This is a genomic window from Leifsonia tongyongensis (assembly GCF_010686705.1).
In the GTDB taxonomy this organism is placed as follows: Bacteria; Actinomycetota; Actinomycetes; order Actinomycetales; family Microbacteriaceae; genus Diaminobutyricibacter; species Diaminobutyricibacter tongyongensis.
Genome location: NZ_JAAGWY010000005.1, coordinates 117,030 through 143,663, shown reverse-complemented (window position 1 = coordinate 143,663; position 26,634 = coordinate 117,030). Strand labels below are relative to the sequence as shown.

22 protein-coding genes are annotated in these 26,634 nt (G+C 61.8%); 12 read left to right on the top strand and 10 right to left on the bottom strand.

Annotated features, from left to right (window positions below):
- Positions 1-1,029 precede the first annotated feature (1,029 nt).
- Positions 1,030-2,481, top strand: coding sequence for a recombinase family protein (locus G3T36_RS18045; RefSeq protein ID WP_163291253.1), 1,452 nt, complete (start codon positions 1,030-1,032; stop codon positions 2,479-2,481).
- Between the two features lie 435 nt (positions 2,482-2,916).
- Here G3T36_RS18045 and G3T36_RS18040 read toward each other — a convergent pair whose 3' ends face one another.
- From G3T36_RS18040 to G3T36_RS18030, 3 genes are all read right to left on the bottom strand, one after another.
- Complete coding sequence (locus G3T36_RS18040; protein ID WP_163291252.1) at positions 2,917-4,014, bottom strand: hypothetical protein; 1,098 nt, start codon at positions 4,012-4,014, stop codon at positions 2,917-2,919.
- Between the two features lie 181 nt (positions 4,015-4,195).
- A complete protein-coding gene (locus G3T36_RS18035) occupies positions 4,196-4,918 on the bottom strand; it encodes a hypothetical protein (RefSeq protein ID WP_240148644.1) in 723 nt (240 codons plus the stop codon).
- Between the two features lie 900 nt (positions 4,919-5,818).
- Positions 5,819-6,196: a hypothetical protein gene (locus G3T36_RS18030; protein ID WP_163291250.1), complete on the bottom strand. Its 378-nt coding sequence runs from the start codon at positions 6,194-6,196 to the stop codon at positions 5,819-5,821.
- 372 nt (positions 6,197-6,568) lie between these two features.
- Between G3T36_RS18030 and G3T36_RS18025 the strand changes: the two genes are divergently transcribed.
- From G3T36_RS18025 to G3T36_RS20260, 6 genes are all read left to right on the top strand, one after another.
- A complete protein-coding gene (locus tag G3T36_RS18025; protein ID WP_163291249.1) occupies positions 6,569-6,913 on the top strand; it encodes a hypothetical protein in 345 nt (114 codons plus the stop codon).
- Positions 6,914-7,741: 828 nt separating this feature from the next.
- Positions 7,742-8,314 (top strand): TnsA-like heteromeric transposase endonuclease subunit, encoded by a 573-nt coding sequence (locus G3T36_RS18020; protein ID WP_163291248.1) that lies wholly within the window; start codon positions 7,742-7,744, stop codon positions 8,312-8,314.
- A 10-nt stretch (positions 8,315-8,324) separates the two neighbouring features.
- On the top strand, positions 8,325-10,334 hold the full coding sequence (locus tag G3T36_RS18015) for a Mu transposase C-terminal domain-containing protein (protein ID WP_163291247.1): 2,010 nt from the start codon (positions 8,325-8,327) through the stop codon (positions 10,332-10,334).
- Positions 10,331-11,425 (top strand): TniB family NTP-binding protein, encoded by a 1,095-nt coding sequence (locus tag G3T36_RS18010; RefSeq protein ID WP_163291246.1) that lies wholly within the window; start codon positions 10,331-10,333, stop codon positions 11,423-11,425. The genes G3T36_RS18015 and G3T36_RS18010 overlap by 4 nt, the downstream gene beginning before the upstream one ends.
- Before the next feature lie 4 nt (positions 11,426-11,429).
- Positions 11,430-13,400, top strand: coding sequence for a zinc-ribbon domain-containing protein (locus G3T36_RS18005; protein ID WP_163291245.1), 1,971 nt, complete (start codon positions 11,430-11,432; stop codon positions 13,398-13,400).
- Between the two features lie 197 nt (positions 13,401-13,597).
- Entirely contained in the window at positions 13,598-13,771 is a 174-nt protein-coding gene (locus tag G3T36_RS20260) for a 4-fold beta flower protein (protein WP_420811057.1), read from the top strand.
- A 219-nt stretch (positions 13,772-13,990) separates the two neighbouring features.
- On the opposite strand, the gene G3T36_RS18000 is transcribed toward G3T36_RS20260, so the two are convergent.
- Positions 13,991-14,635: a hypothetical protein gene (locus G3T36_RS18000; RefSeq protein ID WP_163291244.1), complete on the bottom strand. Its 645-nt coding sequence runs from the start codon at positions 14,633-14,635 to the stop codon at positions 13,991-13,993.
- Positions 14,636-15,399: 764 nt separating this feature from the next.
- Between G3T36_RS18000 and G3T36_RS17995 the strand changes: the two genes are divergently transcribed.
- Positions 15,400-15,996 (top strand): hypothetical protein, encoded by a 597-nt coding sequence (locus tag G3T36_RS17995; protein WP_163291243.1) that lies wholly within the window; start codon positions 15,400-15,402, stop codon positions 15,994-15,996.
- A gap of 385 nt (positions 15,997-16,381) precedes the next feature.
- On the opposite strand, the gene G3T36_RS17990 is transcribed toward G3T36_RS17995, so the two are convergent.
- The 3 genes from G3T36_RS17990 to G3T36_RS17980 form a co-directional block, all read right to left on the bottom strand.
- Entirely contained in the window at positions 16,382-17,242 is an 861-nt protein-coding gene (locus G3T36_RS17990) for a hypothetical protein (protein WP_163291242.1), read from the bottom strand.
- 104 nt (positions 17,243-17,346) lie between these two features.
- Entirely contained in the window at positions 17,347-17,865 is a 519-nt protein-coding gene (locus G3T36_RS17985) for a SurA N-terminal domain-containing protein (RefSeq protein WP_163291241.1), read from the bottom strand.
- A gap of 612 nt (positions 17,866-18,477) precedes the next feature.
- Complete coding sequence (locus G3T36_RS17980; protein ID WP_163291240.1) at positions 18,478-19,455, bottom strand: NAD(P)-dependent alcohol dehydrogenase; 978 nt, start codon at positions 19,453-19,455, stop codon at positions 18,478-18,480.
- 142 nt (positions 19,456-19,597) lie between these two features.
- Between G3T36_RS17980 and G3T36_RS17975 the strand changes: the two genes are divergently transcribed.
- The 4 genes from G3T36_RS17975 to G3T36_RS17960 all read left to right on the top strand — a co-directional run bounded on the left by G3T36_RS17975 (position 19,598) and on the right by G3T36_RS17960 (position 22,223).
- Positions 19,598-20,314 (top strand): TetR/AcrR family transcriptional regulator, encoded by a 717-nt coding sequence (locus tag G3T36_RS17975; RefSeq protein ID WP_163291239.1) that lies wholly within the window; start codon positions 19,598-19,600, stop codon positions 20,312-20,314.
- Between the two features lie 40 nt (positions 20,315-20,354).
- A complete protein-coding gene (locus tag G3T36_RS17970) occupies positions 20,355-20,564 on the top strand; it encodes a virulence RhuM family protein (protein ID WP_163291238.1) in 210 nt (69 codons plus the stop codon).
- Between the two features lie 61 nt (positions 20,565-20,625).
- Positions 20,626-21,321, top strand: coding sequence for a PhzF family phenazine biosynthesis protein (locus tag G3T36_RS17965; RefSeq protein ID WP_163291237.1), 696 nt, complete (start codon positions 20,626-20,628; stop codon positions 21,319-21,321).
- Positions 21,318-22,223: a Vgb family protein gene (locus G3T36_RS17960; RefSeq protein WP_163291236.1), complete on the top strand. Its 906-nt coding sequence runs from the start codon at positions 21,318-21,320 to the stop codon at positions 22,221-22,223. Before G3T36_RS17965 ends, G3T36_RS17960 begins: the two co-directional genes overlap by 4 nt.
- A 130-nt stretch (positions 22,224-22,353) precedes the next feature.
- Here the strand turns inward: G3T36_RS17960 and G3T36_RS17955 are convergent, their stop codons facing one another.
- Genes G3T36_RS17955 through gabT form a run of 3 tightly spaced genes read right to left on the bottom strand, consistent with a single transcriptional unit; the run spans position 22,354 to position 26,623 of the window.
- Entirely contained in the window at positions 22,354-23,712 is a 1,359-nt protein-coding gene (locus tag G3T36_RS17955; RefSeq protein WP_163291235.1) for a flavin monoamine oxidase family protein, read from the bottom strand.
- 29 nt (positions 23,713-23,741) lie between these two features.
- The gene (locus tag G3T36_RS17950; RefSeq protein ID WP_163291234.1) at positions 23,742-25,250 is read right to left on the bottom strand and encodes an NAD-dependent succinate-semialdehyde dehydrogenase; all 1,509 of its coding nucleotides are present in this window, start codon (positions 25,248-25,250) and stop codon (positions 23,742-23,744) included.
- Positions 25,247-26,623, bottom strand: coding sequence for a 4-aminobutyrate--2-oxoglutarate transaminase (gene gabT, locus G3T36_RS17945; RefSeq protein ID WP_163291233.1), 1,377 nt, complete (start codon positions 26,621-26,623; stop codon positions 25,247-25,249). Before gabT ends, G3T36_RS17950 begins: the two co-directional genes overlap by 4 nt.
- Between the last annotated feature and the right edge of the window lie 11 nt (positions 26,624-26,634).

Below are 26,634 nucleotides of genomic sequence, written 5' to 3'. Positions count from 1 at the left end.
TGGTCAGTGGAAATTCAACCTCTCTGCAACCGCCCCGGCCACAGATCCTTCCCCAGCCCCTGCTCCAACCGGGCAATCGTGTACAAGTCCGGCCACACATCCCCGACCAGGATTGATCGCAACACCGTGTGGTTCATCCCGAGTTCCCTGGCTACCTCCCGCACCGGCCGGTCACCGATAGCTTCTCGCAGGTTGTTAGCGAACTGTCGGGCGACTTCACCGATCGGGTTCTCAGCCGTCACGGTCGGCCAGTCCGGCGTGAGTTCACGCGGGGCGGGACGGTCCGATCTCGGCATGATCCGAGCTTAGGTGAGCGCGATCGAAGCATTCGGACCCCTCGCCGGTGCGATCTATCGCGCGCGATAGAAGTGGTTATTTCATTGACCAGCTTAGCTTGAGGAGATACCAAGTGTGTCGAATCCCATACTTGGTGCGCTTGCCGATGCGTCCTACGAAATCGAGACGGGTCCGCTCGGATTCCATGCGACGACCGAGGAGGTGACGTTTGGCCGGCTCGTGAGCCTGAGATGCTCACCCAAGTCGCCGTTCAGATGGTTGCTCCGGGAATGGACCTAGGCCCAGTCTTGGCTCGGGCACCTATCGATGCCTTCCTCAAAAGCTGCGCTTCGGTTCGATCGCCGCGCCACTTCGCCACTGACGTGGACTGCAATTGTCATCACGAGGGCGGTCACGACTCTCGAGGCTGCTTAGAAATCGACGAAGCCACTGGCGAGTACTGCCTGTGCAACCATGCAGCGGGCGCCGTCGAATGCGGAGACCGCGAGTCAGCCCAGAACCGCGTTGGGCAGAGGTACACCGCGATGCTAGGGGCCGATCTGGCAGAACTGGCCAGGGATACTGAGGGGATGTCGAGCTAATCCGGTGTCGGTGAAGCCTTGGGCAACAGGAATTGACGTGGAGACGAATCGACATGGACAAGCCGGTTGAGTCGTTGGGCCATGTTTTTTGAACTACCTGTCTTTCGCCCATCCAGCCCTTAAGAGGGACGCGTTGTGAAACCATGCGGACATGCAGGCCGCAATCTACTGCCGGATCTCGTCGGACCCTGAAGGTTTCGCGCTTGGAGTTCAGCGCCAGGAAGACATGTGTCGAGCTCTCGCTGCCCGCCTTGGACTTGTTGTCGCGGCGGTCTTTGTTGACAATGATGTCTCCGCGAGTTCCAGATCAAACAAGGCCCGGCCCGAGTACGCCGCGATGTTGCGTCGTGCTCGTCTCAATGAATTCGGGGTGATCGTGGCCTACTCGAACTCTCGTTTGACGCGGCGCCCTCAAGAGTTCAATGAACTCATCGATGCGGCTGTGAAGCACCAAGTGCGGATTAGCACGGTTGCCTCGGGTGAGTTCGATTTGAACACTGCGGATGGTCGTGCTGTCGCACGCACCATCGCCGCGTGGGATGCCGCAGAATCCGATCGGCTGAGTGAACGAGTCAAGGCCGCAGCCGATCAACGTGCGGCGTCCGGCAGGTTTCATGGCGGCCCGGCTCCTTTGGGGTTCCGCGTTCGGAACAAGACCCTCGTGGTGGCACCGGCCGAGGCGAAGCTGATCCGTTCGGCCATCGCTCGTATTATCGCCGGTGACTCTACCTATGCCATCGTGAAGGATTGGAACGCCAAGCGCGTACCCACGCGTCGCGTAAAGCGCTGGTCCGCGATGGTCCTCCGACAAGCTGTGTGCAATCCGGCATTGATCGGATTGAACAAAGCTGGGGTGCCAAGTTGGGATCCGATAGTCGATCTGGCGACCTTCACAACCGTGGTCGACGTTCTCAGCGAACGCGGTCGCCACGATGTGCCTTACGAGCGCTCATCGTTAGGTGGCGGTCTCACCCATTGCGGCCGGTGCGGTGCCCGGCTAATCCGTTCTACCAGCGGTGCGAACAGCGTGATGATCTGCGTCGCTGGACGGAGGGCGCATCCTCGCGACGGCAGCGACCCGCGCGCAGACCCGAGCGGGCTTTCGTGTGGCAAGACAATGATGAAAGCGGACCGACTGGAGGCATACGCCTTCGACGCTGTCCTCAACATGCTCCCGGTGCACGCTATGTCGGCACGCTCGCGCAGATCAGAAACCCTGAATGAGATCGAACGCTTAGACCTCATCGTCCTCGGTCTGGAGGCAGAGCAGCCGCACTGGGAAGTGAAGGGGACAGGTCGGGCAACGGCCGAAACCCGCCATCTTCTGGTGGAGAGACGCGAGGCCAAGCGGGCGCTCACCGACGTGCTGGACCGTGTTCAGTTCAACGAGATCTTCGCTGGCGGAGTGGACTGGCGCAGTTGGAGTATTCCCCGGCGAGCACACTTTCTTCGGTTCACCGTGGATCGAATCGAAATCGACCCGCTTCCGGTCGGGCGGAAAAGTCCACCCCACACGCCCCATATGACTCGCGAAACGTGGGAGAGGCTGGAGAGCGACTTTTGGGATGAAATGGCGCCTCAACGAATCCGCATCATGTACTAACAATCCCGAACTCAGAGAGTTTGCGATCATCGAAGGACGAACCCCGCTATCGCGAGATCACGGCCACAAGCGATCTTGGCTGGGTGTCGGCCGAGGAATCGCAGTGGATCCGAGGGAAGGAGCTCGACTGTAGCCCGACGCCAATTTCCCCGTCTGGCGATATGAGGACGATTACCAGTTCGACGACCCGGTCCTGCTTAGTGGGAAAGATGCCAGTAATCTCCAAATCGACGACAGCGGAACCCTTGCTCATATCCGGCTGCATTCCTATCTTTGATGTACTGAACGCCAGCACAGAGATCCGACAAAGATTGCATGATCCTCGGGCTGGAAGGAGTCCCAAAAGGGGCCGTCGCGCTTGTCAGCCTGACCTGCGCGGGCCGATGACCAATTCAAGAGCGGCCATCGAGCCTCAATGGCCGCGGTTGAATGCGACTACTTCCCGCGGGCAATGTCGATCTGGAGTTGGATCTCTCGATCGACTTCAGCCGCCGACTCCTGAACTTCCGTCTCAAATGGCTCGAACTCGCGTTCAAATTCCGCAAGCGCGGCGAAGGCGCGCAGAGCGTCCACTTGTGAAGTAATCTCAAGCGACCAACCGTCCCATCGACTGATCATCGATCGCGTAAGCGAGACGCGTTCTCGGCGAAGATCCTTCAAGTTACCCATGAACTCTTTCGAAAATATCCTGCGAACGACGTCCATTTCCGAGATTCGCTCAACTGAGCGGTCAATCGTCGCGAGGTAATCGCCGACGAACTCCAACGCGTCGTGGAATGAAGTGACGCGCGAAGTGACGTACGCGGCGAAGACCTCTGCTGCATCTTCAAGGTCCAACGACCGGCGAAGTTCCGAAGCCATCATCCCTTGAAGGTCTTCATCGAAGAAGCCAGTCGGTCGTTCAGGAGGTTCTTGAATGCCGATTCGCCGATAGATACCCCTGCGTACTTCGTCCGCATCCGATCCGTAGCCCATCCATGCCGGACGAAGCCGCTCCATGAATTCCGCTGTCAGCCAGGCATAAAGATGCACCAACGCGCGCAATGCCTCCGGTCTGGTCTTTTCGCGGTGATACATCTCGTTGCGGTATTCGTGAAGTCGCGAAACGACGGAAACGAGATCCTCATCAAGATCCCCAAGCCATGCAAGAAACTGCAGTTTCGAGGTGAAATCACGTTCGATGTCGCTCAGCTGTGTTTTTGACAGTCGCCAGTAAACGAATTCCGTGACGTCGAAGTCGTCCCTCTCGTCCGAACCCTCCATGCGAGACCTCTGTGAAGGATCGTGGAGGTCGATGGCAATCCGGTCTCGCTCCCTGTAGAACCAAGACCTCGGCTCCGGGTCGAGGTCTCCGTGAATCAGCCTTGCTGAGACGCGACGCACCATGAGCGTCTCTATTGCGCTGTCCAGGAGGATGTACGCGACTCGAAGGTCCTCTATGGAGTCCTTTGCGATCGCATCTCGAGCGGTGAACACTTGGGCCGCGAGCCCAGCCGCGCTGCATTCAAGTAACCTCAACCTCCCGGCGTGCATACGCCGAACTATTCTGACGATCTCGAGCGGCGCCGGCTGTTCCCCTTTTGAGCGCTCGCGGAATACCTGACGACAGTGTATTGAGGAGTTTCATCCGCGAGGCAGAGGACCCGTCAAAGTATTGAGCGGCCCCACTCTGATAAACGACGCCTTCAGAAACCAAGCGAATGGCCTAGGTGCCTTAGTTCCGCCAGGGCTCCTGGCGTAACAGGTCCGCCTCCCACTCCTCAGGCTCGCTGTTATCGACCCACTGACTCTCGGCCGAGGCCTGACGAACCCCGCCCTCATATTTGGGCGTTTCGCCCGTCACCGAAACACCGTTGACGGCACGTGGGGAGCGCTCACTGGCGTCAACCCCAGCCGCAACGTCCACGACCGGTAGCGCGTCGCCGTCGACGCGAGCCGACCCGTCCCCGATCCGTAACGGGGGGTCGACGACGACCGGAACCGGTTCCGATGATACGACTGGCTCGCCGACGTTCGATGGTGCATTGTCGGTCTGCGACGAGGCGCGTTCGGCCAGAGGTCGATCAGTTCCCTGGGTGAACGATGGTTCCTCGATCATGGCTGCCCTGTTTTCGGTCTGAGCATGAGGATTAGTCTCGAGCTGTTGCTTCTTCGCTTCCGCGTGGGTGAACCTCTCGCGCGCAGTATCCGACTCGGACGCGCTCTCGCCTGCAGGTTGGGACGGCTGGCCGGCGGTCGGCGTTTCCAGCAACCTCGACTCTTCCGGGCGTGTGCGGCCTCGAACTGCGTGCATCACGGTGTCGAAACTGATCTTGTTTTGATGCGCCCATTTGAGCAAGGCATCGATCCGGGTGACCAATTCCGTATTGCTCTGCCTCGAGACGAACACGCTGTGGTTGCGGTGAACGAGCCCGGCGTCTTCAAGCTTCTTGATCACGGCCAGGGCACTCCCCCGCGAGATTTCGTAGACGTCGGCGAAGTCCTCTGCCTTGGGGAGAGGGTAATCTGCCTTCAGTTTCCCTACGGCGATGTCGCTGGCGACCTCGTCGTAAACACTGTCGACGACGGGCGCTACCTGTTTTCTGCGAGTGGAAATGGTCGCTCCGATGCGGTGGGATCCTGGCGCACGGGCGTGCGAGCAACCCATTTTACGTGGTCGCGGAGCTCAACGGTGGCGTCCCTCCAGCCCCCTACGCGTCGATGGTGATCCATTTGCAACCCATCGGGCGGTCGAACAGAGCCTCGCGCAGACTATTTTGCGCCCAAAGGGCCCCTTCATCCAGATGTGAGTACATCTCTTTGTGCCGCAAAGTCCATTCATTTGTACTTCTCGGTACATTCAAACGTACTCACAAGTACATTCGTTTGTACTCAGGAGCCCACTCCATTCGTTCCGCGAACGGAAAACGTCTCTTTGTGGCCCTTCCGCCACACCAGCTTGAGGCAATTCGACCTCGAAAGGGTCACAGCTAACACTCAGGATCGCTTAAACGGTGAGGCACAAACGCCCGATCTGATCAAAAACGGCGTTTTTGTCAGAACGATCAGCGATTGTCTGGTGACAAAAAAGACAACTGGACCCCTTGAAAACACTGGGATCCAAAGGCCAAAACCCCTACTGTACTTAACTTTCTATTTTAAGTACTCGTAAAGAAAGAAGAAGAAGGGTATATCTCGGCAGAAGGATATATATATATATCCCTTTAGCTCTTAAGTATGTCCTTCCGGCGAAATTCCTCGGACAAACGCTCCAAACTGCCTCCAAGCCCTAGAAAACACTGGGAAGCAGCTGTCTGGGGGTCCACCAGACAACCCTGTCGCCACCAGACAGACCCGATCAGGTAGACGTGGGCTCGGCCAGCGCCACACCACCGGCCTTCTCTCCAGGCTGCGATCCAATCCTGATCGGCAAGCCCAGCCTCAACCGGGCCCCGGCGACGTCTTCCAACCGCATGACGACATCGCCACGCAGCAGACCACCCTCGCGCTGGTAGTCGAGCTCGAAGTGTTTCGCGTAGGCCGCCACCGAGCCGAAGCGCTCAATCGCGGCGGCACGCACCCAACACGCGACCGCGTGTTGGATTCGTGCCGCCCCACGCTGTTCGCGTTGTGCCGCCGATGGCGTCGGCCCCAGAGACTTCCATGTCGCTTGCGGATCGATCCCGAAGGAACGCGGGACCTCAAGTTCGAATCGGGGGCGGAAGCGTGGCGGCATCTGAGAATACTAACTGATGTATGCCAAAGGCATAACAGAGCCAATCTCGTGCGCCTTCGCCGCATCAATCCTGTCGTGATCATGATTCAGACTTTCAGCGATCGGACAAGCCGCGGCCGTAACGCCTCGCGGAAGACCCCGGCAACGACGACGAGAAGTGTCCGCGCGACCGCTCGCCTGGTAACCGCCGGCTTCGAAGCCGGCCGCCACCAAGGGGCATGTTGGCGCCTTCCGCGCGCCGATCACTTCCTGAAGCCTGCGTTCGCCGAGCCGACGGGACGTAGAGCCCAGCCGGCGAAATCGCGGTCGCATAGAGGATTCGAAAGGCCACGAACCCGCGCCGGATGTCCCGGCGGGGTGAAGGGAGTACAGATGACAAAACCCACCCAAGAAGAAATCGACGCGTTCGTTGAGGAGTGCCTCGAGCTGGCGCGCCGAATCCGATACTGCCTGAGCGCGGACGCGGACGACCGGGACGATGATTCGGCGTTCGAGGAACCCACCATCGATGAGATGGAGCGTGCCTTTCTCTACCCGGTCGACGAACTGGAGGACGCCATCGTCGCGTGGTGGAACGAGACTGGGCAGTCTGACCGCACCTACCTCGGCACCATCGAAGAAATCCGCGAGAGGGTCCAAACCCGCGGCTGGCAGCCACACGTCCATCCGAAATGGATGTGGAACAACCGACCCCACTGGTTTGACACCTTCCGGTGAAGCCAAACTCAGGCTCGCCGGGCCTACTCGGCTTCCCGCGCGTGCGGGGGTATTCCAACCCAAGCCGTGAATCATCGCAAGACGGTGGCCACCTTTCCCCGCGCGTGCGGGGGTTATCCAATCCAAGTCGTCAACCTTCGCAAGACGGTGACCACCCTTCCCCGCGCGTGCGGGGGTCAATCGTGCGTTTAGTAGTAGGCGCAACCTGTTTTGGGGGCAGTCCTCAATTTGATTCGGTATGTCACGTGAACGTAGTTTGTTTGAGGCGCCGTTTCCGATTTCGCCGCGTTTGCGGCGGTTATCCGATGGCTGACGCTCAGGCTGGTGCCGTGAGATCGTCGGGAACGGCGTCACTTTGCTGCCCGGCCGTCGTGACCAGTCGTCACCAGACGGGCAAGCGGAAACGGGCCTTAGTGTGCCCACACGGGCGACGACTGTCACCGTCATTCTTTCGCTCAGGGCTTCCGATCTTGCCCGAAAGGTTATTAGAATAACCGCGTTGCTCACGCCCAACGATTTCGCCGGGCAGCGACTCGACTCCGCCTCCTCCCGCATAGCCTTCTGCCGGTGATCGAGGCGTAGAGCACAGCCGCCACCGTCTCCGCCGCATAGATCCTCTTGCAAGCGACAAGCAAGGGAAGAATCGAAATGCCAGGAAGAACGTCAACCAGTTACAAGGCCCTCCGGCCGGTCGAGCCGCGGACGCGAAACCTCATCCTTTGGGAAGACAGCTCCGGAATCATTCACCGTGAGCCAATCGGCCCCGGGGTGGTTGGTGAGCCCTTACACCTGGCGAGCCGTGCGCGGATACCGAAACCCTACAAGGGCATGAAGAACCGGCACGGCAAGTATTGGTTCTCTCAGTTGCATTATCAGGTCTGGCACGAATCGATGTTGGAACGCTGGGCGCTGATGTTCCTCGACTTCTCCGCTGACATAGCGGCAATCAGCGCGCAGCCCTGCCTGATGCAGTTCGAAGACGGCGCCTACCACTACCCCGACTACTTCGTTGTCTACAACGACGGAAAACGCGGAATTGTCGATGTGCACTTCGAAGCGTTCAACTCGCCGCGCTCAGTAAGAAGGTTCCAAAACACGAAGAGCGCTTGCGAACGTATCGGATGGTCGTACGGCATGTTCCGCAGCGTGAACCCCGTCGTTCTACGAAACCTGGAACTTCTCAGCATGTACCGGCATAGCCGATACGCGCCCACGGAGGACGTCCGCCTCGGCCTCATCGACGCCGTGGACGGTCTCCCGTTCGCCGAAGCGGTTGGGGTTGATCGTTCGGTTCCCTTCGCACTTACGACTTGCCGCATCTATCACCTTGTCTGGTCTGGCGACCTTACCGCCGACCTGACCCGCCCATTCAATGACCACACAATTCTCTGGAGTAGCTGAAATGCGACGCATGTTCGACATCGATAGTGAGCTCAAACTCATCGACGGGAAGTATTTCGTCGTCGAAATCCAGGGCAACTTCTACCGAATGCGGAACTCAGCCACCGGTGCTTACACGGTCCTCACCTCACACGAGCTTCCAGCTCGTCTGGCCGAACCCCCTACTCGCCTCGTTGCGAACCCGCGGCAGCTTGAAACCGTATCAACGGCGGAGCGCGACGACCTGAACTTCTGGGTAGACCACCTGCGTGAACTGGATACCGGCCGCAAATCGCCGACCTCACCATTCAACCCCGCCTACGATCCCGACACTGTCGGCGTAAACCAACGGGTGGAAGCGAAAGTGAAGGAGCTTACGTTTCTTGGACACCCCACCTCCCGGTCAACGCTCATGCGCAAACGGAAGAAGTTCAAGGAGGGTGGGATCACGGCACTGATCGACGGCCGGGAAGTCCGCACGGAGACACCGGTCGACAACGCCGACTCGCGGATCATCGAAGCATTCCGGGAGACCATCAACGGGGCAATCAAGAAGTCGACGAAAACCAAGCTTGGACACATCGCGGAAGCTGTGAAGCTCGTGAAGGACCGCCATCCCGGTATCGAAATCCCCTCGCAGGCTACTCTGTACCGCTGGTACAACTACCTCGCCAGCGGAAAGCGGCTGAGCGACACGTTTGCGAACCGGAGTTCACTGAACTCGGTTCCGAAGCGCTCGTTCGGCGACACCCGCAAGTACTTCCCGGGCCAATACGTGGAAATCGACTCAACGCCACTCGACGCGTTTGTCTATGACGAGGACGGCAACGTCGGCCGTCCAATTCTCACCATCATGGTCGACGTGTGCACGCGCACAATCGTGGCTCATAGCTTCAGGATCGTCGCCGCCAAAGCGGTGGACCACGCCTTTCTTCTCGCGCAGGCTCTCACACCACGCCGACTGCGACCCAACTCGGACCAACAGTGGCGAGCCGTTCTGCAGCGATTCCCGTGGGTCGAGCTTGTCAGCGAGGAAGAACGCGACTCACTCGACAACACGCGACCTTTTATCGCCCCGGACAGCATCACGGTCGACCACGGCACCGACTACACCGGAACGACATTCGAGGCTGCATGCGACCTCTACGAGGTCAGTCTTCTCTACGCGGCGCCTGGGACCCCAACTGACAAGAACCATGTCGAGCGCACATTCGACACGATTAAGCGAGGCTTCGTCGAGCACCTCGCAACGTTCACCGGTGGGTCTCCCGGCCACCGTGGAAGCATCGAAGACGAGCCACTACTGGACCTCGTCACCCTCGATCAACTGTTTGACGAATGGGTGACGCGCGTCTACCAGAACAGTCCACATGACGGGCTCTTCGATCCGTTCCGCCCATCTGTAACTCTCACACCGAACGAGATGTACGCGGCGACCTGGGACCTGAGCCCCTCTCAACCCGTACCGATGGACACCATCGACTACATTGCGTTGCTCCCTGCTAGCCGCCGACAGATCCAGGCCCAGGGCATCCAGTTCGAGAACCGGTTCTACGACTCGCTTGCCCTTCAGGCGCTGCGGAATCACGCGCCTCGAATGGACTCGACAGGCAATCCAATCAACTCGTGGGAGCTCCGAGCGAACCCGTACGACCCTCGAGCGATCTGGGTACTCACGCCCGAGAACGACTGGCTCGAAGTTCCTTGGCGACACCGCGCCGCAATAGACCAGCCTCATCAGACGCGTTTGTGGAACGAGGCCAACCGTATTGTGGCGGCGAACCCGAATCGGTTCAGCCCACTCGAGAAGCGTCTGATGACGCTCGACATCATTGAGTCGGCCGGCATTTCCACGGTCACCATTTCCAAGATCCGCGCCCAGCAGAAGGCCGCTCAGAAGATGGCGGCCATCGGCGGGACACCGATTCCAACCGCAGAGCTCACCACCCTGGAAACCTCGTTTCCGACACAGCCGAACGGCAACGCCGTCCTCGACGAAATCGACGACGAGTTGCGGCCCTACAAAGGAGAAGAAATATGAGCGCGCTCTTCCGCACCGAGGAGAAACTACGACGGACTACCGTCGAAGGCCTCACCCGGATCCTCGCAACTGAATACACCCGACCCAAAGTGCTGACGCCAAGGGCCTACGCGGCGCTCAGCGACTCGAAGAGACTGGCGTACAACGCCGAGCGGGCTCGATACACGTCCGGCGGAATCCGGCTCCGAACCGACACAGGTGATGCGACACTGAAGCTCCTACGCAACATGCTGCGCGCAAATGTGGACGCACCGAACTGCACCGGTCTCGTCATCGACGCGGACGGCCACATGGGAAAGACCACCTTGGCGACCCATCTCATGCAATGGACGATGGAAAACTACCTCACGGAATTCCCGGGCGCGATCTCGCTGGGACATGTTCCGGTCGTCTATGTGGAGGCTGACCCCCGGTCTTCCGGACGTGCCCTCATGAAAGCGTTCGTCAAGTTCTTCGGCGGAACCGTCCACCGGAGAGAGACGACCGACGAGCTGCTAGAGAGGACGATCAACTTGATGACTCGTGCAAACACGCATCTCGTCGTCCTCGACGAGTTTCAGAACATCGCCGCCAAGAATGCCGGCAACGGTGAGTCTGTCGACTACCTAAAACGACTTCACAACGAGGTCGGAGCGACCTTCGTCATCGCTGGCATTGATGTGCTCAGAAGCGAGGTAATCGCCGACACGCCGCGCGGGCGGCAACTGCGGAGCAGATTCACGGAACAGACGCTGACTCCGTATTCAAAAGCGAATGACATTGAGGCGCAGCGGTGGAAGCAGCTCCTGCTGGGTTTCGAGGCTGAACTGCCGTTGTTGGCGCAGGAGCGCAATTCAATTCTTCAGTTCAGCACTCTGCTGATGCAGCGGACACACGGCAATCTAGGTGCGCTGGCCAAACTACTCACAAGGACGACGGTTGATCTGATTTGGGCTGACGACGCTAAGAACGAGCGTCTCACCGCCGAGCTGCTCATGAAGCAGCGCCTCGACATCAGTTCGGAACGCGGTGAGGTAGCAGCGGCAGAAACGAAACGCCGCACCCGTTCAGGAAAGAGCAAGGCAACCGAGGCGAACAAGAATGCAGCCTGACCCGTTGACGTGGGCGGAGATCACCCGTCCGTATCCCTTCCCAGTGGCTCCTTACGAGCTCGAGACTTTCGAGTCCTTCTCCCGACGGGTGCTCGCCGAGAACTTCGAACAAGAACGTCACAAGACAGTTCTCACCAACGCTGCCGCTCCCTTCTTTCCTGGCATGCGGCGACCAAGGCAATGGAAAGAGCTGCTTCTGGCTAAGACAGGTGTTGCCCGCGAACGCTTCGAAGGTGGGCCACCAGCAGAGCTTCGCCACCACGACGGCACGACGTGCCAAGGCTGCAGGACCGGAACCGGCGACCAATGGATGTGTCGCGAATGTTCGCATGGAGAGGCGATCGAATTGCAACCTCACCTTGAGCGACTTGTTTGTTTAGAACACCGAATCTGGATTGGTTCAGGTACACAGCTCGAAAATCAGTTCGTCGTCGAGAACGAATTCATCGACGCTGAGCAGGCATTCCAGAAACTTCGCCGGCTTGGACGGGCCGACGCCGCGACCCTTTGGGAAATCATCCACATCGTCGATCCGAGCCTCGTCGACGAAGCCGAGCATCATCTGATGCCGTCGAGACCATTTCCGAAAGCCATGGCCCTCTGGTCCCATCTCGCTGACGATGCCTTCCAACGGAAGTTCTTCGACCCGAACTCAACATACGCGGAAGCGCTCGGTTTTCTACGCTCGGCCCTCGCAGTTCTCCCTTGGGTTGACGACGAAATGTGCAAGCGCGTCTGGCATTACCTTCGGCCAACCGCGCTGGCCGTTCGCGAGTGGCTATTGTCGGGCGGAGAGTTCGCAATCCACTGGGAACACGACTTCTACATCAGTCCGAGCATTACCGCCGCCTGGACTAGGCCGATGAGACCGCTCGAACCTTTCAACCGGTACCTCGCAGCGAGTGGCGTATCAGAGATCACCCCACTGAACTGGAGGGAAGTCGTCACTCATCGATCAGCTGGGCACTCGACTAAGTTCGTCCGACAACGCCCGAACGGAAAGCTCTCCGGCATTTGTATGAACGGTCACCGCATCCATCTCTACGCCTACGTGAAGGTAGGCGAGCGTTCCAACTTCGTTTGCAACTGTTGCATCGGTCGGGTGGCTGTCGCCGGCGACAACGACATCACCTCAACACACCCGTACAGGGCGACTTATTTCGACGAAACCGCGAACCCCGGGGTCAAAGCCACCGACCTCGTCGCAGGCAGCGGGCGACGCATTAACTGGCGCTGCCCTAGCGGTCATCCTTTCCCTCGTCAAGTCTCTGCTCAAATGAGAGTCGAGGTCGCTTGCCCGAAATGCGAAGAGTTGCGGTTCGAAGCCGAGGAGTCCTCGCTGGCTGCTGGCGCCCCAGCCGCAGCCAGCGAATGGCATCCGACAAAGAATCGATGCAAGCCCAACCAGGTCTACGCAAAGAACACAAAGGAACTGTTTTGGTTCCAATGTGAGAACGGTCATGACTACGAATCGACTGCGTATCGACGTCTAGGGGGATTGGGGTGCACACAATGCCCAAAAAAGGGACGGGCCGAGTCTCGAAAGCCGCTTCTATACGAAAGTCGACCAGACCTGAAAGCGGAATGGGACCCGGAACTCAATGACGGCCTGCTCTTCGAAGAGGTTCGCCGCACCGTCAATGTCGTCTACAAGTGGCGGTGCCGCAACGGTCACATCTCGGAGAAGACTCCCCATAAGCGAGTTTTCAAAGGCTGCAAGCGCTGCAGGGGTCGGCTTCGGTCAGGTAAATCAGTCGCTGACAACTATCCGCTCATCGTCAGCGAGTGGGACGAAACTCGCAACCCGCAGACGCCATCGGACCATATCGATCTTAAGGAAAAGCATTGGTGGCGATGTAAGAAGGCAAGCCACATTCGCTTCGCAACCATCTGGACGCGACGAGTGACCCGGGGATGCCCCGAATGTCCGAAGGAAGATCGGATCGCCTACGGGCTGGAGAAGGGCACTTTTTGAAGGTTGTTTCCCTCTTAGGTCGATTGGGCCCCAGATCGGCGGCAGCTATTCGACCATTTCACCTGGAGCCGCTTGCATGCGGCGGAACTATCAACTCCTAACTCGCGCGTATCTGGTGAGACCTTCGAAGGATTTCGGCCTATCCAACCCGAGCATGACGATACGCCGTGGAAGCCCTCGCTGAGGAAAGGATTACGATGACGCCAGTGTTCGATCGTCGCGGACGAGTTTGCGGATGGATAGCTTCGGATCGCGTGCTCGATCTGCGTGGACAGACGATTGGATGGGTTCACGGCACCCATTTCTTCTCCCGACGTGGACACACGCTTGGTCACTTTTCAGATGGATTTTTTCGCGTCGAACATGGCTAGAGCCAATCAGAACCTGCGACATTCGGCGATCATTAACCTAACCAGGCACTTCTCGATGCTCTCTGGTTTTTGCCCGAGTGTTGTCAAACTGTTCTCACGCCAGGGACGAAAACGAGGTGCCTCCTGCGCCGAAGTTCTGCCCACCGTTCAGTTCAACATAAGGACGAGCTCTGTCAACTCGAACGGTCGCCGCCACCCGCGCGCCAGTCAAACGGACTGCTACGACCGGGCAAGTGCCGCATCACCGAGGACAAACTCCTCGTAGTTGTCGCCGTCGGACATCTCGATTCGGATTCGAGGTTGACCGTTGAGGGGAATGTCGACTGGCACCGAGTGCGGATATTCGACCCGGGTCGGCGGAACCAGTTGTTTACCTGCGGCATCGTAAACGGTGAAATACACCACACCGTTGATCAGGTTGTCGTGGCGGGACTTGTCACTGAGTCCGAAGGTCCCGGTCAAGCGCGTGTAGCCCGGCGGGACGATGAACTCGAGTGATTCGTCGCAGGCGCTGCAGTTCTGAAACTCGTAGCTGAGGCTGTTCGGATACGGCGTTCCGGCGATGGACGCGAGACCTTCGTTGTCCCAGACCCAGTGCGGTCGCCGGACGACCATGTCGTCAGTGAGGTCCTTGAGGTAGAAGATTGCCGGGCTGGTGGACGCCTGAAACGAGGGCGGAGCGTCGGGCGTGGGACTCTCCGCTCCAGCGCTGGGCGTGATTGCCTGCGAGCTAACTTGTGAAGCCCCGCTTAGCCCCGCATCATGCGGGGCTTGAACTATCGCGATGATTATGACCACCGCGATTCCGACGATGGCCGTGATACCACTGATCCCCGCCCATCGATGATCCGCCAGGAACTTCATGGCTTATGATCTCATGCGAGCTTGCTGGACGTGTGTTGTCTCAACCGGTCGCCTCGAGTGCAGCTCGATCTACCTGGACCAATCCGCAGATTGCGTCGCGCCTGGACTCGAGAAACGTGGAAGCAGCGACGTCCCCATGCAGTATTTGACGACCACTTCGCGCTGCGCGCCGACACGGGTTATCGCTTCCAACCAACGAGGTCCCAGAGTTTGGTTGAGAGGGCAAGTCTGGCCCTGGCGAAACCAGAATTGTGTTCCTACTGACCGTTCTCCTCTAGCCACATGCGACGACTTTGCGAAACAGTGGCGTGGCGTCGCTTAGGGTTAGCTGCCGCCAGCTGGACGCCCCCAAGGGCGAACAACACCTGCGTTTCGAACCCTTTCGTCCCAACCGCCGCTTGGCTCGCCCCAACAATCAGCCTGGTCATTGACGTTGCGACGAGGACCGCGAACGCCATCATCCCGGGACCGCTAGCGTTTGCGCGACTCTCCTCAGCCGGACGTTCGTCGCCCACGCGCTGGCCCGTCTCCCACAGCAGCGACGCCGCCGCCAATGAGCTCTTCGTCGTACGTTTCCGGCGCACATTCCCCCTTTGACTCGACCGTAATTGCTCGGCCCGAAGCATTTCGCTCATCGGCGAGCCCAGTTGTGTGGACAGCGCGAGCGGGGCCGACAATGACACGCCGGCCCGCGTTCTTCAATGTGCCCAAGACCCGGCCCGATTCCCTATCGGTGCGATAACTTATCGGCTAGCTTGTGCCCTATGACCAGCTCGCAAGATTGGTGGACCGCGGTAGTGTCACCGATCGTCTTCGTCATTGTCGGTGCGGTCATCAGCCTCTACGCGACGATCATCTTTGAGCGTTACAAGTTCTTTGTGGACACAGTTCGCGAGGTGCGATCTGCGCGGCTGACGCTCGGAAGGGACTTTCTTCCGGTTTACGTGGAAGGCATCCCCGAATGCTGCCGATTGGGCTACGAGTACAGCAATTTCTTGGAACTCAAACAGGGACAGCTTGAGGCCGCCGGCCAAAGTTCAACAGCAAAGCAAATTGAGCGACTCCACGCGTTCGCCTACGAAGCGACGGGGCGAATCGTGGCTATGCAGAATGCCCTTGACCTCGTAGCAGGAAGTCCCGAGAAGCACGCGGTAAAAGCAAAGGCGATACAGAATCTGCTGTCGGCCTTTCAGCTCCGTTTCAACAAGGTTAGCCGTGATGAGTTCACCGATTTCGAGCGGAACATGCGGCCGAACCGTGGGGCGCTCCTGCGTCCTTGGCCTCAGCCGCTGGTAGCGAACGAGGCGAATGCCAGCGGTGTCCAATACTTCGTGGACCTCCCTTCAGCTCGCAATGTGTGACCACCACTAAGCCCACGGTTTCTTAGAAGGGTTTGACGACTCCGCGGCTTCCGTTGCGGATTACTAGCCGGTTCCAACTTCGGAGACGGGACGGGTCCGATCGCGCCATTCCGAAGGTTGACGCTTGAACCGATCGATGCGCAGGGACTACCTACAGGTCCGAACGGAACAGCTTCCTGACGGCACACGCTTTGCGCCGGCTCTGAGCGCCCTGGCATAGCTTTAGTTGCCCGGCGCCGCGATGCGTGGCGTCAATGGCCCCTGAGCACGAGTTGACTCCAGAAAAGGGGGATTCAATGAAACATGCCAGCAGCACCGACTATGCGCGCGGCTTCGCCCGGATGGGTTCGTCAAACGTCAGTAGCCAAGCCCTAGCCCGAAGCGACTAAACGGACATTGGCTTCTGCACCACTGAGCCGGCCGAAAACCACGCAACAAGAGTTGAGGCCAATTGGACGTGGGTCAGACATTCTGTCTCACTCGGGTCCTTGCCAGAATGGCGATGTTGTTCCGCGAAAGCCAGCGTTTCCAACATCCCGATGAGGATTAGGCGGTGATCCGGATGGCCATCATCGCGCGTCGCGAGCACGAGCGTCCACTCAGGCTGATCGCGCAAAGCGCCCACGATCTTCCCTAGGCTTGGCTTCCTGTCTTTAGGAGTAAGCACCGAGCCAGCTGCAGCTTCAACCGCCCTAATTCCTTCGGTCATAACCGCACTGGTGTCCGGCGTGAGCGACCGCGCTTCGGTCCACGCTTTCAATAGGTGCCGACCAGCGATTTCGTTCGCCGTTGCCACTGCTTCGTGAGCCGCCTCTTCGACGCCTTGCGGCAGGCGACGGGCGATCCGATACACGCCCGATTCCAGCCGAACACATGCTGCCGACATGTTCTGATCGAAGTGCCACTCGATGTCTGCAACTGGCTCAGGCGTCGACCCGTCCCACGGAACCGGTGAATACTCGCTCAGAAACAGGTCGAGGACGCGGACCACGAATTTGTCGCCCGACTCTTCAATGCGACCAACGAGCGCTCCGGTTTCTACGCGACCGGGCGGGAAGCCGAAATTCACACGCAGTGCGGATTGAATCATCGTGACTAGCCGCTCGTCGGTGTTGTATCCAGAGTCGAGCTCATTTCGAAGCCAGGCACGGACAGCTGCGCGCATCGAATCGGGAATCAAGTCACGTATTACAAGCCGTTCCGCGTGCTCGTCGTCATCCGCGTCCCACGGTCGCCACACACTCACGGTCTCAACATAGTGGCGACGTGACCGGAGATTCTTCTTCCGCTGTCCTGATTGCGTGAATCAGGTGGCGGGCTTCTGACAACCCCACGAAGCGGAGCGTGCAATTAGTCACCGATTTCGCCACGAAGCGCGTCTAACAACACCAGTAACTCCTGACGCTGCTCGGGCGTGGATAGTCTCGGACGCAACGGAAGCTCAATTACGACATCCGGTGCGTATCTCACCTCGAGTTCGACTCGACCGGGCCAGTTGCGGAACATGTCCTGACTGAAGGCGTCGCCAGCCGCGTTAACCCCCACAAACTGAAGCTCGCGTCGACTGTACAGGCGCACTTCCCGGGCAACCTCTCGAGCGCTAATCCGTTCGCCGGTCACTCGCGCGACCACTACGGCCTTCGCGGTGAAGAAGACTGCGTCAGCGATAAACGATCCGTCCTCGTTCGCGATAAGTTGACCGTCGCCATAGACGATCTCCGAGCCCCCGACCGCCAGCGCCAGGGATGAGACGAAGGGTCCGTACCAGGCGACCTCCTCATTCTGTACAACTGGCCAACCGCTCGCCGAGTCCCGACGCAAGACGTTGTTCACTCGCCGCACGGTCTCATCCCAGTCAATGGAGCTCATTCGGGTCCCTTCCCTCGGCCCCACCCGCGCGTGAGGCTGCGTCGCCAGCTTACGGAGGACCGCCGACGGCCACTACTGTCCCCGGAGACCGCTACCGCCTTCATCTGCAATGTCCGCTCGCCGGCGAGGTCTGGACGGGCGTTGAACGCTCACCTTAACCGCCCGAATAGCGCCTGATGGCGTTCGGGACAGCCTCGACTAGTCCCGCTCGAAAGACAGTCCGTCGCGGGCGTATCTCCAGCGTAAGAGGATGCTGCCGCACGCCCGCAGCCCACCGTCCCGACCTTCGGCTCGACTCTGGACTCAGGATCTGTTCCCCGTCTCGTGGGAGGGGTAAATAAGATGGTAGCTAGATTAATGAGTGCCGCCATGCAGCGTCTCAAGCGCACGGCTGACCGCAAATTGTGGGGTGATCGCTGCGAGAGCATTCGACCGGTCAGCGAGAGGGCGACCGCCGACGACGAGGACAGACTGGTGTCATCTTTTCTGAGGGCGTCAGGGCCGCACTGCTCTGGACAACCCAGTGCTTTCGTGGTGCCAAATGCGTGATTGATGTCAGGCGGCGAGAGAGCCGTCAGACATTTCGGCCTGGAAAGGCACGGGGATCCGGGGTCATTCCGGCCGGATCCGGAGGACGACACTTCCCCGTTTGTGGCCGGTCGCGACACGCCGATGAGCGTCGGCGATGTCGTCGAGGTCGTAGGTACTGTCGATCACCGGCTTCAGTGCGCCGGCACCCGCGAGCTCGGCGACGCGTGCAAGTGTTTCCGCCGAGGCGGGCACGCTGCTCGAGACCACGGTCTTGCCACTGCGGCGGGCATTCCCGCGCGCCCGAAGCATCCCCCGAAGATCGCTGATCACCGGAAGGTAGGCCCCGCCCGGCCTGATCGACCGTTCCACCCGCTCGAAAGGCGCATTGCCGACGCATTCGACGATCACGTCGTACGTCAGTCCGCTGCGAGTGAAGTCGTCCTTCGTGTAGTCGATGACCTGATCTGCGCCGAGCGATCTGACCAGTTCCGCATTGGCGCCACTGCAGACGGCGGTCACGGTGGCGCCCCGATGCCGGGCCAGCTGGACGGCGGCCGAACCGACGGCACCCGACGCGCCGTTCACGAGAACCTCCGTTCCCGGTCCCACGTTGGCACGGTCCAGGAATGCGAGGGCCGTGTACCCGCCGAACACGACGGAGGCGGCGTCAGCGAAGCTCAAGTTCGCCGGTTTTGCTGCGATCACACCGCTTTCCGGAACGCGGACGGACTCTGCGTGACCACCGAATTTCGAGCCGGTCATCGCGATCACCTCGTCTCCCGGTGCGTAGCGGGTGACGTTCGCGCCCACGGCCTCCACCACGCCGGCAGCGTCCATTCCGAGTATCCGGATGCGCGGCCGGAAGACGCCGAGCACAAGCGGCCCGTAGAACCAGAGTCCCTTCGGAAGGTCGCGACTGCGCGACCGGTAGTCGGCGATGCTCACTGTGCTCGCGTAGACCCGGATGAGGACGTCGTCCGGACCGGGCGAAGGCTTCGCTACCTCTTCGACGTGCACGACTTCGGGACCGCCGAACCGGCGATAGACCGCTGCTCTCATGATTCCTCCGGGATCTCTCCGTACCTTACGCTGTACGCCTTACACTGTAAGGTAGCGCTGTTCCGCCCGTGTGTAAAGGCCCGTGTGTAAAGAGTCAACCGGTGAACCTGACGTTGTACGGTTGACGTGAAGGAGGCGACGGATGACTTCCACAGCCGAACGAAGCTCAGGGCGACGCACTCCGCTGACGCGCGAGCGCGTCCTGCGCACAGCGATCGAGCTGGCCGACGCGAGCGGCATCGACGCTTTCACGATGCGGCGCCTCGCAGAGCGGCTCGACGTCGAGGTCATGTCGCTCTACTACCACCTCCCGAACAAGGAGGCGATCTTCGATGGCGTCGTCGAATCCGTCTTCGCCGAGATCGACCAGCGCGTCGGCGGCTTCGAGGTACCGGAGACGGATGCCGGATGGAAGACGAGCCTGCGCGAACGCATCCTCGGCGCCCGCGAGGTCATGCTCGAGCACCCGTGGGTGCCGGGCATCCTGGAAGGCCGCACCCAGCTCGGGCTCCTCCGCGCGCGGTACGTCGACTCCGTGATCGGGACCCTCCGCTCGGGTGGCCTCTCGTACGACCTGATCCACCACGCCATGCACGCGCTCGGCAGCAGGATGTTCGGCTTCTCGCAGGAGCTCGTGTCCGACGACGATGACGGCGACGGCGACATTCCCGAGCAGCTGGCCGAAACTCTGCCGCACCTGGTCGGCATGCTCGCAGTCGTCCGCCACGACGACCCGTCGTCCACCCTCGGCTGGTGCGACGACCAGTTCGAATTCGAGTTCGGCCTGGACCTCATCCTCGACGGACTCGAACGCCTCGCCCGCTCCGACGGCGAATCGTTCCCACGAACCGCCTCATAGGGCGGCGACCATCGCTCCGGCTGTCGACCAGAATGGGAGCGTGAGCGATGTTGAGATCTATCAGTCCGATGACGGCACCGTCACGCTCGATGTGAAGACCGACGGCAAGACCGTCTGGCTCACCCAGGCGCAAATGGTCGAGTTGTTCGCCCGAGAGAAATCCACAATCTCGCGTCACATCACCAACGCTTGCAGAGAGGAACTTGCAGGAATACCAGTTGTTGCGGAATATGCATTGATCGAGCGCTGACGCGTGCTTCGCCGCCGTCCGCTTCTCGCACCTTTCGCGGCATTCGTGGGACGCTTGAGGGATGAGCGAAACCATCGACGTCGACGTCGTCCGCGTGTTCACCGACGAGACCGGTGATTTCGGGAACGAACTCGGTGTCATCGAGAGCACCGGCTCAAGTTTGGGCCGTGAGCAGGAGATCGCGAACACGCTCGGATTCAGCGAGACGGTGTTCGTCGACGGAATCGACGACGAACTCTTCACGGCGCGCATCCGCATCTTCACCCCCCTGAAGGAGCTGCCCTTCGCCGGGCATCCCAGCGTCGGCACCGCCTGGCTCATCGCCCGCCAGGGCATCCAGCTCTGGGCGCTGCGCGAGAAGGCCGGTGAGGTGATGGTCGACTTCGAAGGCGACATCACCTGGATCACGGCACGATCCGAGTGGGGCCCGGACTTCCACTGGATCCCGCTCGACTCCCCCGGCGAGGTGGATGCGCTCGACCCCGCCGATTTCACGGAAGGCCAGCACTTCGCCTACGCCTGGATCGACGAGGGCGCCGGCTGGCTGCGCGCCAGGATGTTCGCTCCCGAGATGGGAATCGCCGAAGACCAGGCGACGGGGGCCGCTGCCGCCAGCATCACCTCGTACCTGAAGCGCCATCTGACGATCCTCCAGGGCGAAGGGTCGGTGCTGTTCACCAATCTCGTCAGCCACGACCTGGTGCGGGTCGGCGGCCACACGGTGTACGACCGGCGCGTCCGGCTCGAACTGCAGTGAGACGCATCGTCGAGCATCCGGTCACCGAGGTCGGCGCCGGTCCGTACGGCATCGCTGTCACGGAGGACGGCGCGGTCTGGTTCACGCTCGTCCACTCAGGGCGCGTCGGTCGCCGCGACCCCGACGGCAGCCTCCTGTTCGCCGACCTCGGCGACAGCGCACAGCCCTCGTTGATCACCCGCGCGACCGATGAGTCCGTGTGGGTGACGGACACGACCGGCAACCGCATCCTGCACATCGGGCGGTCGCCTGACGACGGCGACGCCATCCGCATCCTCAACGAGGTCGCCGTTCCCACCATGGAGGCCAGCCCGTTCGGGATCACGAGTCTCTACGACGGCACCGTGTGGTTCACCGAGCTGGCAGCGGATGCCCTGGGACGCGTCGACATCATGGGTCGCGTCACCGAGTTCCCGGTCGGGCGCACCGACACCATGGTGTCGATGATCGCGGGGTCGGGCGAGAGTGTGTGGTTCACCCTCAACCAGGGAAACGCCGTGGGCCACGTGCGGGGCGGCGATGCGGCCATCCAGTATTACGAACTGCCGCGTGCGGCATCGGGGCCGGTCGGGATCACCGTCGCCGAGGACGGCGCGGTGTGGTTCGCCGAGGTGCTCGGTGGTGCGCTCGGGCGGATCGGCCGCGACGGCGTGGTCACCGAGTTCCCTCTGCCTGACCGGGACTCGAAGCCGCATGCCATCACGGCTGCGCCGACCGGCGGATGCTGGTTCACCCTGTGGGGATCGAACCAGGTGGGCTTCGTAACCGACACCGGCGAGCTCACCCTGCACGACCTGCCGACCGCGGCGAGCGAGCCGCACGGCATCGCCGTCGCCCCTGACGGCCACGTCTGGGTCGCCCTCGAGCGCGGCATGCTGGCCGAGCTCACGCCGCCAGCCTGACCCGTCGCACCCACGCCCGCGAGAGTCACCGCCGGCGCCGAGTTGACTCGTTGTGCGGGTGATCCTCGGCGCCAGCGGCGACTCTCGGCGAGAACGCCTACGCGCGCAGCGGCGACTCTCGGCGGAAGACCTACGCGCGCGCAGCAGCGATGATCGCGGCGGCGGTCTCGCGGCCCACGCGGATCGCCCCGTCGACGTGCTGGTAGCCCTTACCCGCCATGTCGCTGCACGAGAACCAGATCGGCCCGACGGGAGTGCGCAGGTCGGCGCCGTATCGCGCCAGGCCGCCCATGTCGAAGCTGGCCGCATAGGCGCCCCGCGTCCACTCCTCCGACCCCCAGTCGCTCTCGTAGTACACGACCGGCTCGAGGGCCTTCTCGCCGTAATAGTGCGACAGGGAGGTCAGGATGCGCCGCTTGCGCTCCTCCGCGCTCAGGGCGAACACGCCGTCGGCGGCCTCGTCTGCGACGAAGCCAACCAGCGTGCCCCGCGAATCACCGAAGTTCGTGTTGTCGTACGCCTCGTGCACCAGTTCATACGGACTGAACGCGGTGCCCGAGAGCCCCGACTCCCGCCAGAACGGCGTCTCGTAGACGGCGTGCACTTTGATGACGAAACCCATCGAGAGATGCTGGTGCAGCTGCTGCTGGCGCCGGGGCAGCGGCGGCTCGTAGCTGATGCGGCTGATCAGGATGGGTGGCACAGCGAGCACCGCGAATCGCGCCTTCACCTCGATCGAGTCCGTGGCGGCTGTGACACCACCCTCGTGCCAACGGAGCCTGCGCACCGGCTGGCCGAGGCGCACGTCACCGTCGAGCCGCTCGGCGAGCATCAGCGGAACCTGCTGGAGACCACCGACGACCCGCTCGTCGAGGATGAAGTCGGCGTCGACCAGGTTGCTGAAGCTCCCCGCGCTCGCAGCCATCAGCAGCGCCTGCAGAGCTGAGAACGCGTGGGCGGGCTTGGTCAGCATCGCACCGGCGATGAACATGCCGATGTTGTCGCGCGCCTCCTGGTCGTCGGTCTGCGTCTCGAGCCAGCGGCTGAACGAGATCTCGTCGAGGTCCTTGGCGAGCGGATGCGCCCACGGGCGATCGGGGTCGATCTCGGCGACCAGCGCATCCAGCTTCTCGATCAGCGTGACGATCTCGGCCTCGGTCTTCGGCGGCACCGGAAAGATCTCGCCCTCGAAGCGCGACAACTCGCCGTCGGCGTTCAGGTAGATGTTCTCGCCTTCGCGGTACCTCGGGTAGGTCTCGAGTCCCAGCTCGGCGAGGGTGCTCTTCAGTGCATCCTGGTCGGGCGAGACCCACTGGCCGCCGATTTCGAGCATGGCGCCGTCGACGTCGTCGGTCCACAGCCGGCCGCCGACCCGATCGCGGGCTTCCAGCACCGCGACCGTCAATCCGGCCTTCTTCAGCTCGGTCGCCACGGTGAGGCCGGATGCGCCCGCACCGATGATGACGACGTCGCGTTCGATCGCGCTCATTTCTTCGCTTCTTTCTGTGCCGGGGTCGCTCAGGACGCCGGGATCAGTGTGTACTTCGTCGACAGGTATTCGTGGATGCCCTCGAGCCCGCCTTCACGTCCGAGACCCGACTGCTTCACCCCGCCGAACGGGGCCGCAGCGTTCGAGACGAGGCCCGTGTTGACGCCCATCATGCCGGTGTCGATCTGGTCGATCATCCGCTGCGCCCGGCCGAGGTCTTCGGTGAAGACGTAGCCGACGAGACCGTACTCGGTTCCGTTCGCGAGCGCCACGGCCTCAGCTTCGTCGCGGAACGTCGAGATGGCAAGGACCGGCCCGAAGATCTCTTCGCGCACGATGTCGCTGCCGGGAGCGACATCGACGAGCACCGTCGGCGCGTAGAAGGAACCTGCTCCCTCTGGTCGCGTGCCTCCCGTGAGGACGCGCGCGCCCCGTGAAACCGCATCCGCGACCAGGGACTCCATGTTCGCGACGGCCGCTTCGTTGATGAGAGGGCCGATCGTCACGCCGTCCTCCGCGCCGCGGCCGACGACGAACGCGTCGACCCGCTCGGTGACCCGGCGGGCGAACTCGTCCGCGACGGTGTCCTGCACGATGAACCGGTTGGCCGCGGTGCAGGCCTGGCCCGTGTTGCGGAACTTCGCGAGCATCGCACCGGTGACCGCCTTGTCGAGGTCGGCGTCGTCGAACACAATGAACGGGGCGTTGCCGCCCAGCTCCATCGAGGTGCGAAGCACGTTCTGCGCCGACTGCTCGATCAGGGTCCGGCCCACGGGCGTCGAGCCGGTGAAGCTCAGCTTGCGGAGGCGCGGGTCGGCGATGATCGGGGCCGAGACATCGCGTGAGGACGAGGTCGTGATCACGTTGACGACCCCGGCGGGAAGGCCGGCATCTTCGAGCAGCTGCACGAGTAGCAGCGTCGTCAGCGGGGTGAGCTCGGCCGGCTTGATCACGACGGTGCAGCCCGCGGCGAGCGCGGGCGCGATCTTGCGGGTTGCCATCGCCAGCGGGAAGTTCCACGGCGTGATCAGGAAGCACGGCCCGACCGGCCGCTGCGAGACGACCGTCGTACCGGTGCCCTCGGGGTTCGTTCCGTACCGCCCGGCGATGCGCACGGCCTCCTCACTGAACCAGCGCAGGAACTCGCCACCGTAGGTGACCTCACCGTTGGCCTCCGCCAGCGGCTTGCCCATCTCGAGCGTCATCAGCAGGGCGAAGTCCTCACGGCGATCCTGCAGAAGGTCGAAGGCACGACGGAGGATCTCGCCACGTGCACGCGGCGCGGTGGCGGCCCATGCATCCGCGGCTTCGACGGCCGCATCGAGCGCACGGATGCCGTCCTCAGGCCCAGCATTCGCTATCCGCTTGATCACGCGGCCGGTCGCGGGATCGGCGACCTCGATGGGGTCGGCGCTCCCGGCCTGCCAGACGCCGCCGATGTACAGGCCGGCGGGAACCCGCGCCAGCAGCTCGGCTTCGCGAGCGGATGCGCCGCTGGAGAATGCGACTCCGGGGGTGATGTCGGCGACGAGGCTCATGCGGTCACCGTACCGATCGACGCAAGAGCGTCCGCGACGATGTCGAGGCCCTCGACGAGCAGGTGGTCCGGCATGCTGAGTGGAGGCAGGAAGCGGATGACGTTGCCGTAGGTCCCACAGGTCAGCAGCACGACGCCGGCAGCGTGGGCCGCAGCCGCCACACGGGAGGTGAGTGCCGCATCCGGCTCGCCCGTGACCGGGTGCACGAGCTCGATCGCGACCATCGCTCCGAAACCGCGCACCTCGGCGACGCGCGCGTCGGCGTCGCGGAGGGCGCCCAGCTTCTCGAAGAGGATGCGACCGATCTGCCGGGCGCGCTCGACGAGGCCCTCCTGCTCGTAGGTCTCGATCGTCGCGAGAGCCGCGACACAGGCGAGCGGGTTGCCGCCGTAGGTGCCGCCGAGTCCGCCCACCTGGGGCGCATCCATGATCTCGGCCCGACCGGTGACGGCGGAGAGCGGCAGGCCGCCCGCGATGCCCTTGGCGGTCACCACCAGGTCGGGGACGATACCGAAGTGCTCGCTGGCGAACATGGCGCCGGTGCGCGCGAATCCGGTCTGCACCTCATCGGCGATGAAGACGACGCCGTTGGCGGCTGCCCAGTCGGCGAGCGCCGGCAGGAAGCCGTCGGCAGGAACGATGAAGCCGCCCTCGCCCTGGATGGGCTCGATGATGATCGCCGCCAGGTTCTCGGCACCGACCTGCTTCTCGATGTGCAGGATGGCGCGGCGCGCGGCCTCGGCACCGCTGAGTCCGCCGTCGCGGAGCGGGTATGAGAGAGGAGCGCGGTAGATCTCGGACGCGAACGGACCGAATCCGCTCTTGTACGGCTGGTTCTTCGCGGTCAGGGCCATGGTCAGGTTGGTGCGGCCGTGGTATGCGTGGTCGAACGCGACGACGGCCTGTTTGCCGGTGTAGTGGCGGGCGATCTTGACCGCATTCTCCACAGCCTCGGCGCCCGAATTGAACAGGGCGCTGCGCTTGGCGTGGTCTCCTGGCGTCAGGCGGTTGAGCGCCTCGGCCACTTCGACGTACGAGTCGTACGGCGCGACGGTGAAGCAGGTGTGGGTGAACTGGGCGACCTGGGCCTGAACCGCCTCGACCACGCGGGGAGCCGCGTTGCCCACGCCTGTCACGGCGATTCCGGAACCGAAGTCGATCAGCGAGTTGCCGTCGACGTCGACGAGGACCCCGCCGCCGGCGGCGGCCGCGAACACGGGGATGGTGGTTCCGACACCCGCGGCGACGGCCTGCGTCTTGCGCTCCATGCGCCGGCGCGACTCGGGGCCGGGGATCGCGGTGACGAGGCGGCGCTCCTGAGGAAGGCTAGGGCCTCCGGTCAGCGTGGCGGATGCGGTGTCGACGATGGTCATGGTCACTCCTG

Bases quoted from the DNA above. Each gene is read 5' to 3' on its own strand.
- G3T36_RS18045 (WP_163291253.1), top strand. From the start codon at position 1,030: ATGCAGGCCGCAATCTACTGCCGGATCTCGTCGGACCCTGAAGGTTTC.
- G3T36_RS18040 (WP_163291252.1), bottom strand. From the start codon at position 4,014: ATGCACGCCGGGAGGTTGAGGTTACTTGAATGCAGCGCGGCTGGGCTC.
- G3T36_RS18030 (WP_163291250.1), bottom strand. From the start codon at position 6,196: ATGCCGCCACGCTTCCGCCCCCGATTCGAACTTGAGGTCCCGCGTTCC.
- G3T36_RS18025 (WP_163291249.1), top strand. From the start codon at position 6,569: ATGACAAAACCCACCCAAGAAGAAATCGACGCGTTCGTTGAGGAGTGC.
- G3T36_RS18020 (WP_163291248.1), top strand. From the start codon at position 7,742: ATGAAGAACCGGCACGGCAAGTATTGGTTCTCTCAGTTGCATTATCAG.
- G3T36_RS18015 (WP_163291247.1), top strand. From the start codon at position 8,325: ATGTTCGACATCGATAGTGAGCTCAAACTCATCGACGGGAAGTATTTC.
- G3T36_RS18010 (WP_163291246.1), top strand. From the start codon at position 10,331: ATGAGCGCGCTCTTCCGCACCGAGGAGAAACTACGACGGACTACCGTC.
- G3T36_RS20260 (WP_420811057.1), top strand. From the start codon at position 13,598: ATGACGCCAGTGTTCGATCGTCGCGGACGAGTTTGCGGATGGATAGCT.
- G3T36_RS18000 (WP_163291244.1), bottom strand. From the start codon at position 14,635: ATGAAGTTCCTGGCGGATCATCGATGGGCGGGGATCAGTGGTATCACG.
- G3T36_RS17995 (WP_163291243.1), top strand. From the start codon at position 15,400: ATGACCAGCTCGCAAGATTGGTGGACCGCGGTAGTGTCACCGATCGTC.
- G3T36_RS17985 (WP_163291241.1), bottom strand. From the start codon at position 17,865: ATGAGCTCCATTGACTGGGATGAGACCGTGCGGCGAGTGAACAACGTC.
- G3T36_RS17980 (WP_163291240.1), bottom strand. From the start codon at position 19,455: ATGAGAGCAGCGGTCTATCGCCGGTTCGGCGGTCCCGAAGTCGTGCAC.
- G3T36_RS17975 (WP_163291239.1), top strand. From the start codon at position 19,598: ATGACTTCCACAGCCGAACGAAGCTCAGGGCGACGCACTCCGCTGACG.
- G3T36_RS17965 (WP_163291237.1), top strand. From the start codon at position 20,626: ATGAGCGAAACCATCGACGTCGACGTCGTCCGCGTGTTCACCGACGAG.
- G3T36_RS17955 (WP_163291235.1), bottom strand. From the start codon at position 23,712: ATGAGCGCGATCGAACGCGACGTCGTCATCATCGGTGCGGGCGCATCC.
- G3T36_RS17950 (WP_163291234.1), bottom strand. From the start codon at position 25,250: ATGAGCCTCGTCGCCGACATCACCCCCGGAGTCGCATTCTCCAGCGGC.
- gabT (WP_163291233.1), bottom strand. From the start codon at position 26,623: ATGACCATCGTCGACACCGCATCCGCCACGCTGACCGGAGGCCCTAGC.